Source organism: Pseudomonadota bacterium, assembly GCA_039714795.1.
In the GTDB taxonomy this organism is placed as follows: Bacteria; Pseudomonadota; Alphaproteobacteria; order JAGOMX01; family JAGOMX01; genus JBDLIP01.
The window spans coordinates 1-9,516 of the sequence record JBDLIP010000066.1; the positions used below are offsets into that span (position 1 = coordinate 1).

3 protein-coding genes are annotated in these 9,516 nt (G+C 44.4%); 1 reads left to right on the top strand and 2 read right to left on the bottom strand.

The window, feature by feature from the left end:
- A partial coding sequence (locus ABFQ95_05680; protein MEN8237014.1) for an AAA family ATPase occupies positions 1-6,415 on the top strand: 6,415 nt, incomplete at its 5' end.
- A 159-nt stretch (positions 6,416-6,574) separates the two neighbouring features.
- On the opposite strand, the gene ABFQ95_05685 is transcribed toward ABFQ95_05680, so the two are convergent.
- Positions 6,575-7,021: a hypothetical protein gene (locus ABFQ95_05685; GenBank protein ID MEN8237015.1), complete on the bottom strand. Its 447-nt coding sequence runs from the start codon at positions 7,019-7,021 to the stop codon at positions 6,575-6,577.
- Between the two features lie 990 nt (positions 7,022-8,011).
- The coding region (locus ABFQ95_05690; protein MEN8237016.1) for a tetratricopeptide repeat protein at positions 8,012-9,516 on the bottom strand (1,505 nt) is incomplete at its 5' end.

A 9,516-nucleotide genomic window follows, 5' to 3' on the forward strand; every position in this document is an offset into this window, starting at 1 on the left:
ATTTAACACAGAAGAAACCAAGGATGATTATAAAAATTGTGCCCAAACCGGCCAGACCCTTGAGTGTGCTATTCCAAAAGAACTTGATGAAGTACTGGCTGAACAACTCGTCGAGGAATTTATCAAAGAACGATTTATTGCAAGAGACCTAATTGCTGAATATGCCCTGCATTGGGATAAAGGCAATCCACATTTTCATGTTGTGGTTACCAGAAGAGCTCTCAAAGATGGTGATTTTATAGAGGTCAAAGACCGAGAAATCTGTAGCAGATCTGCCATCATAGAAACCAGAGCTTTGTGGGCCGAGTTTGCCAATCAATACCTTGAACGAATTGGCTGTACAGAAAGAATCGATCATCGCTCTTTTAAAGATCGAGGATTGAATATTTTGCCAACCCAACATGAAGGTTGGGGCGCCCGCAGGCGGATAAACAATGCAGAACCCTCGAGAATTGCTGAGTCTAATGACGCGATTCGCCGGGAGAATATCAGAATCTTTAAGGATAACCCCGAAGAACTGGTTAAGCTTGTAGCCGATCAAAAAACTGTCTTTAGTAAAGCTGATTTAGAGGCAGAAATCTCCAAGCGGGTTGGCGGAGATCCTGTGCTGCATCAAGTACTTTCCCTAAAGGTTGCAGGGGTAGAAATCCCTAATGCAATCGCCGCTGTGGCCAATGATGATGCCGTGTATGAACCAGGTAAATCTGCGGCGGATAAAAAGCAGTTTGCCGAAGCACTTAAAGAAAATGCTGACAAGCTTAGTGATGTTCTTCTTACCTCAGCAGAAGCTTTAGCCCTTGGCAGTGATGTCAAAGGAAGAGAGATCTACACCTCACAAACTTTAAAGCAAAGGGAAGATAAAGCCCTAAGTTCGATAGGTGCATTGCTTGGCAGAAGCACAAAACGCGTACATCCAGCTTTAATTGATCAGTACATTTTACAGCAAGAACAAAGACTGTCGCAACAACAAGGGCAAAACGTTACCCTCTCAGAGGAACAAGTTCAGGCTGTTCGGTTTTTAGCTGAGGGCCCTGACGTGCGGGTACTGATTGGCAGGACCGGCACGGGCAAAACCAGCATTATGCAGCCAGTGGTGCGGGCTTATCAAGCAGCAGGCTACCGGGTGACTGGTCTCTCCTTTCAGGGCAAGACCGCAGAAAACATGGAGCGGGATATTGGCATGCAGTGCCATACCATAGACTTCTTTAGGTACCGCTGGAACCAATACCAACAATACAGACAGGCGCTTGTGTCCGGAAAGCTAAGGGGGAAAGCCGAAAAAAAAGCCATTTCGAAGCTAAGCAATTTATCGCAATACTACTGGGGTGAAAAAGATGTCATTGTGATTGATGAAGCCAATATGGTTGATATGGATCGTTGGTCAGATCTGTTACATGAGGTTGCCACAAGAGGTGCTAAACTGCTGGTAATCCAAGATCCAAACCAGATTAAAGCTGTTGGCCGCGGCGATGTTGGCAGAATTTTAATTGATCAAAGCGATTATGCTGAGCTGACGGCAATTTATCGGCAACGGATTGAGTGGCAAAAGCAAGCCTCCCAGGCTTTAAATCGGCATGATATCGAACGGGGTTTTCAGCCCTATGTTGACAATGGTCGGGTGACCTTAAAGGACGAGATAGAATCAGCCAAATGGCAAGTCATAAATTCCTATATCAAAGATCATCAGCAAGACCCGAAATCAAGCAAACTTGCCATGGCTTATACCAACAAGGATGTCGCAGACCTTAACCTTGGTATTCGCAATCAGCTGAAGGCCTTAGGGTATCTAGGTCGAGACTTCGATATTAAAGGTAAGACATTTTCAGTAGGCGACCGGGTTGTCTTTACCCGGAATGATAACTGGGGCACCTATGTCCGGGAGAGATTCGTATTATTAAGGTTTTTTAAAAGGCCAAACCATGGGGTCAAGAATGGGACCCTGGGGACTATTACTGGTTATAATCCGCTATCAGGTACGATCACCGTGGTGGATGATAATCGAAGAATACTTGCCTTTAATCCGGCAAGCTATGACAAACTTGATTACGGGTATGCGATTACCATTAATAAATCTGAGGGAGATACGGTTGATCGCTCCTATTTGCTGCTAAGCCCGCTCATGGATGCCAACAGTTTGCTGGTTGGCATGACCCGGCACCGGTATGACATTTTTGTAGCGGCAGCTAAGGAGCACTTTGCCGATATGCAGGCACTGGTGTCGAAGCTCGGTAAAGGGGCCTATAAAAAGATGGTGACGGATTACACTATCACTGAAGCAAACCGTCCCTATTATGAAAACATCCAGCACTATTGTGACATTGCGCAGGATTGTATTAATACAATCGGTTCAGCGCGTACCTGTACAGATGCAGAGCAACTAGCTGGTTTGTGGAGCGGGCATGAAAAGCTTGCCCGGTTGCGACAACAGGCAGCTGCCAAGATTGTTAATGATTGGGAGAATCACCAAGTTTTTGCTGTTCAGGCCGGACTGCGCCGCGATGTGTTGGAGGTTGCCGCAGGCTTGCGGCAGCGCATTCTAAGTGAGCTTGAACTGGAGGCTAGAGCTGAAACGCTCAGTTATTTTGCCAGCTGCGCTGAGAAAAACCAGTTGTGGTCAGAGATCAAGCTGACCCATCCTGGATCCCTTGCCAAAGATCATGCTCTTCATGAAAAATACGCTGCTTTAAGGTCAGAGTGTTATGCAACCGCCTATAAGATCGCCAGTACTCCTACACTGTACAAACAGTTCTTTAAGTTTGAGAAACTAGAAACTGAAGCTGCAACTGATACTGAAACTAAAGTTGAATTTAAAGATTGCCTGGGGCGCAAATGGGATAAACTCCCGGTGACCTGGCCGACGCTACAAAAGCATAGTGAGCAGTACATCGAGTCACAAAAGGAAGATTATTATCTTAAAACCCTCTCCGGGCCAGATCGAGCCGCTTATCAGTTGCTGCAAGATTACCGGAGTGCTTTGAAGGACGCAGCCAGTTCATACCATAAGCTGAAGGAGTTAGATAAAGCCGCGGTAACTCCGACTCAAAGCCAGAGACAGGTTTATGCAGATATGCTAGAGACAACCTCTGCCCAAAGAGATCTGTTGGCGTTTAAGATCGTTACAGAGGTTATTGAGCCGGATCGTTTCTTAGAGCATTGCTACCAAGATGTATTGCAACTGGTAGAGAATGAGGATAAATTGCTCCGGCATGCGGTTGCCGGCGAAGTGCGGGAGTATTTACAAAGTTATACCCAAGCCGGTGATTACCAGGAAAGACTCTATTATGCAGCCGAGTTAAATGATATCGTTTTTGGCACTGAAGTCCATAAACCTTCTTATGCCTTAATCAAGAATCTGGGCTATGATCCAAGTGCGATTAGATTTGAAGCCGATATTCACAAATTGATCCTTGCAGGTAAGCTAGAAGATAAGGATTATTCGAATGTTGCAACGAATTTCGAACGCTATCAACAAGCACGGCTTGCCAGTGGGCGTCAGTGGAGCTTGATAAAATCACAAGTGCACAATGAGATCAAAGATTTACAAACAGAGCTGCTGGAAGACTATAACCAGCATCAAGCACAAACTGTGTCGCTGCAAGAAATCGAAACTCAGGTTAGCAAAAAATTAAAGTCAGCTAATGAAAACCAGGTCATGCAGCAAGTGACCCTGGCTATTGCAGGCGGCAATCAAGAAAGTGATGCTTACACCCGGCTGATGACACTGCATACAGATTTACAAGGGGGTGCTGGGTATCTCACCCATGCAGAAGCAGGTGCTGTGCAGGCTTGGCAGCAGGCAAAATCCCTACGGCAAGAACATGCCGATAGGCTGTTGGGTAACCATGAGGAACAGTCCTTGGTTGAGCTCATTCTTGATGATCAGGTAGCTCGCCGCATTGTTGTTGACGCGCGGGAGCACCAGATCAAAACCCGGGTAAGGCAATTCATCGATACCGATTGTCCTGAAACCAAAGTAACTCTTGCCAAAGCAATACTTGATTGGAAAGACCTGGAGCAGAGTCAGGGAAGCAAGCGGACCCTTGCTGAGATCCGAAGCCAGGGAGTGCGAATTGATACTTTGCAAGCCTGTAGAGTGGTTGCTGAGGCCAAGGCAAAAGGCACAGCTCCTGAAGGCGCCCAGTTAAAGAACTTTATCGATAAGGCAGCAGCGTTTTCAAGTTGGAAGCTTGAATACTCAAAGATATGGGGGCAAATCATTAAAGATGTTGAGGTAAAAACCGCTCCCTTCGACCTTGAACATAACACATTGAAGCAAGGTGTATTTGCCTCGATCAAGGCCTGGCAAGCAAAAGACTGGGACACTAAGCCATTAGACGCCTTAACCCAACAATTGGAATCAAGGGTTAAATCGACTATAAACGCGCTTGAGTTTAAAGAGAAGATCAGCCGAGGAATATTGAAGCAGTGGTTTGTGGAGCGATCCGCTACAGGTTTATCCAGTCAGCTTCAGAGTAAAATCCAAGTGGCTGAAGAGAACTTGAATGCAGGTCTATTGAAGTCATTTACAGCCAAAGACATCAAGATTGACCAGAACATGGGCGAGCTCAAGAGTCAGTTGGCGCTAATGGCTTTGAACAGAAAAGCCCAGCAAGAGATCAAAAACAAGGCGGTGGCCAAACATGATTTGCAGGAAGACTTGGATACTGCAAGAGTAAATCGCAATTCGTTGGCCGCGTCCATGATGCAGCATGCGTTCTTTAACGAAGCTGTACACGCAAGCGAGGATTTTCATCTACGGCGCATCATTGAGTTCGATCGAGCCCATCAAATTAGGCAAACCCTCAAGCAGTACCAAGCGAGCGAAAACACTATTGAAATAACAGCTTTAAAGGCCAAGATCCAAGACTTTCTTGACTATGACGAGCAGCATGGCGTGAATCTGACCTGGCAGACTATGGCGCAAACCAAGATCTTTGTTGATCCAGAGGCTAAAGTCGCAGCAGACAAATCCCACACCCCAGTTTCGCGGGCCACAGGTGTACCCAAATCCAGTTTGCATAGCTATGATTTAGAGACAATCAGAAGCATTTGTCAAAGGGATGGGGAGAAATTGGTCAGCCATCTATTGGGAACAGGTGCCAACAAATCAGCGAGTTCAGCTAAGGAATTACGCTTTGGTAATAAGGGCTCTTTTGTGTTTAGCTTGCAAGGACGCCAAGCTGGCAGGTGGCATGATTTTGAAACTGGTGAAGGGGGCAATCTGTTTGCTCTGGTGGCCCGAGAACGCAGTATGCCAGAATTTAAAGATCAGTTGCGCTATGTTGCCGAATTTTATGGAATATCGTCAGATAGGGGCGTTAATCCTAAGCACTATGCACCCTCGCAGACAGTTGCCGCAGCTACCCCGGTAAAACCAGAAAAAACTGGCAAACCTAACAGCATGGATCCAGAAACAGCTGCAAAAATTGCCCGGGTTAACAAAGCCTATGCCATCAGTAAGCCGATTGCCGGAACTTTAGCTGAAACCTACCTCAAAGGGCAGCGTAAGATCGAAACGCCATTGCCGGACTCGCTCAGGTTCATCTCCTCTTACGGCCGAGACAAGCTTCCAGCCCTTGCAGCCTTTGCCAGCAACGCCCAAGGAGAATGCACTGGCATGCAATTGACTTACTTGGACCCTAATACCGGCAAAAAGGCCAATCTTGCCATTGCCAAACGCTCGCATGGTAAGATTTCTGGGGCAACTGTAGAGCTCAAGCGAGGCGGCGCACAGAGCCCTATCTTTGTGGCTGAGGGAGTAGAGACAGCCTTAAGCATTGCCGCAGAGACCCCACAAAACAGTACTGTGTTGGCAGCTCTTGGGGTTAGTAATTTTAAAAACATCGAGGTCAAAGCAAATCAACAAATCATCATTTGTGCCGACAATGACTCACACAAGCCACCTGCTCCTGGAAAGGATAAAGCCCCAGCAGAGCTGGCTGTGGCCAAGGCGGTAGCACACCTGCAACAGCAAGGAGCTCAAGTGCAGGTAATCAGTCCAGCAACAGCCGGGCAGGATTTTAACGATGTGCTCCAGCTTGCCGGCAGCGCAGAAGTACGCAAGTCCGTAGACCAAGCATTGCAGCAAATGGAACAAGGCAAAGCTGAGCCACAAGATAAGAAACTGCCCCCCAAGGCAATAGTCAGATCAACAAGTACTAGAACCCAGAGGAAATCACCCGCAGAGCTAATCGCTGCCGACTTAGAAAAAAAACTGAATATGCTCAACAAGTATGGCGAGGCTTACTTGAAAAAATCAGAGCTAGAAATCTTTAAGCGGCACATGGATCGGATTGCTGAAGATAAACAGCTCTATAACCAGATCAAGCAAATCAACCCTGAGGTTGTAAAGAATATCGATAACATCAAAAATCAAGACAAGAGCCGAAGTGTTGCCAAGGGGTTTAGCCGGTAGCACGTTAACTTCACCTGAGTTTTGGATAAGAGATAACTGCACTTTCTGCCCACGTGCCGTCATTCCGGCCACCATCCAGGATTACTCCATTTACCAGTACTGCTCTCGGTGAGCTGGGCGAAATGCTGGCTGGGGTGGTGCCTTATTAAACGTCACGATTTATCTTGGTGTAAAGAAATACCCAGCACTAAAGCCTACTGATAAGCAAACCAAGCACATTAAGCCGGCAATTGTGAGATTTCTTCTAATTTTATCACGGCTGACCTGTTGCAATTCATTTGTGGCATGCCACACAGATTCATTCAGGCGATCAATGGCATTATTGACTTTTGTATCGACGAGCCCGGAAAAACCCTCCACTGCGGTGTTAGCCATGGTTTGGGCCGAATGCTCTATGTTGTTGCCGATCTGCGCAGCAGATTGATCTGAGAGAGTTTTAAAGATATCAAAATGCGCGATAAAGCGTTTGCTGGTTTGCGCCAGCTCAATCGTGTGGATTTGCAGCTCATCAAGGTGTTCTTTGATATCCTCTTTAAGCTCCTGTCTTAATTGCATGTATCGCTGTAGATCGTTTTCTAGGGATGCTGCGAGTTGTTGCTGGTCCATAGTTTATTCCTCTTGGTTAATTCCTCTTGGTTAATAACAGGGGAGAGTACAAAAAATTTTTCCTAGGGACAGAATGCTTAAAAACTTTCAACATTATATTTTTACACTTTTTTGTATCAAAAACCATGGACTTTGTGCTCCTTTTGTGGGAGATTTAGGTGACTGTCGATTGCTAATCAATGGCGCTACCCACAGGACCTCAGCGCCATGATTCACCGCTTTTGCCAGTCATAGCACTCCGGGGGTGTATCGGTAGCACAAATGATACCCCTGGGTGCGCGATCTTGCTAGCAGCAGCAGACCTGAGATTTTTAACGGTGCGGCCGAATTATAATAACAGTTGCGAATCCTTAAGTGATTAAGGCGTCTTTGCGGCAGCCGAACACCAATTCACAAAGCAACTACACACGCTTCATACTAAGTTGCTTGGAGATGTTAATGGCGTCTCACCTACCCCGTCAGTGACTAAAATCTGCACTTGTACAAAGCTCCAAAAGAATCTTCCCAGGATCTGATTACCCAGAGATATCTGGATACATGTAGGGCAATTCTTTGCTACAAAGCAAAACACTTGCACTAACGACACCAACAAGAAAAGGCAAAGTAATTGCTCAACCGGGGTCTGGAAACCCCTTATTTTATGCGGATGAAAATTTTCCATCAGCCAAGGAAAGCGATCAAACCCGCATAGATCCTGGATTTCTTGAACCCCCGGTTGAGCAATTACAAGGCAAAGTCCTTTCATTCACTATTCACAGAAAACCCAAAAGAGCCAAATTCAGTCCTTGTTAGTAGCAGGACCCAAAACATCTTTCCCAAGTCTCAGCTGCTCAGAGAGATTCTCTGTATTTGCAAAACAATCTTCCGTTACAAAGCAAAGCACCTGTGCCGCTAGAACCACTGATAAAAGGCAAAGCTTTCTCATTCTCCATCTCCTCCATAAACTGAGGGCACAACATCACCACTCCCGGGCATCCTAATCTTTGTTACCTAGAAAGGCAAGAGAATATAATAACCAGGGTTAGGTGATTTTTTTAAACCGTTGACATTAGGGGTGGATACTTTTCCTTCTTCAAGCTCTGATGCGATTTTCCTAATGTTCGGATGAGTAAGTGGATAAAAATCCGTGAAAACTCCTAATGCTTTTTCTAATAGCTTCTTTTTTTCTTTGCTGCCCATAGTTAGTGCCAGGTTAGACATGACCATTGCAGTTGTAGGATTATTGTCACCATATGAATTCTGTATTATTGCTAAAGATTGTCTCAAAAGGTCTTTTGCTTTTTTCACATCTCCAAGCAAGCGATAAACATTTCCTAAATTTGCAGAAACAATAGCAGTAAATAAGTGATTATTACCATATTTCTTTTTAAGGTTATCAATGGATTTCGTTAACATTTTCTTACTCTGTAAATTATCTCCTAAAATGGAATAGACAATCCCCATGCGAGAAATTAAAACAGAAGTCCATACATTCGTTATCTTTTCATCCCTTTCAATAAATCTTGCGGCTTCATCCAAAAGACTTTGACATTCTAATGTTTCATGCATTGTAGCACAAACCAAAGCCAAATTTACCGCAGAAAGTGCTGTCCAAATACGATCAAATCCATACAACTTTTTTCGTATCTTTAGAGCACTTCGAAAATATTTTTTACTTTCTTCAAAGTGTCCTATATCATAGTGAACAAATCCTAAGAGAATCTTACTATACGCTAGATTAGCAACTGATATGGGACTTTGTGAATGTATTTTCAGGGTGTGCTCTAGTATTTTCTTTCCTTTTACCCTTTCACCCAACACATAATCAACCCAACCTTGTGTTTCTAATACTTGAGTGGTTTCGACATGGTCGTCACCATAATTTTTCTGGTAGAGGGCCAGCGCACGGGGAAGTAGTTTTTTTACCTTGCGAAAATCTCCTAGCATTAAGTAAGCAATATTGTACTGAAACAACGCACATGCTGTCTTTTGATGTTCTTTTCCGTAGGATTTTTCGCTAATTGACACAATTTTTTTCAAAATTTCTAGGTTTTTTGAACTTTTTCCCAGGTGATGGTAAACAGAACTTAGCAAATTTAAAATCTGTAAATTAGTTATATGATGCTCACCATAAAAAGATTCATTAATTTTTAAAGCTTCTTCTAAGATATGTTCAGCTTTGTGAGGTTCATTTAAAACACGGTAGGTAATAGCATACAAAGAAACTTGTCCTTCATCCGAAGAAAAAGAACTTACTTCTTGCAGAAATTTTTCCAGCTGAGGAATTATCTGATTTATTAGATGTTGTTCTCTGCCAGAAGTAGCATCGCCTGCAATTTTTCTAGGATATATTTTCTCAATTGCAGTTTGCATCTTTTTTATATATCTCAACTTATGTTCTTGATCTAATTTATCTTTGAGCCAATTGGAGACCAAACGATGAATAGAAATATCATCGCCTGATATTTTTATCAAGGAGTATTGCCGCAAAATACCGAGCAATCTATTGAGTTTCC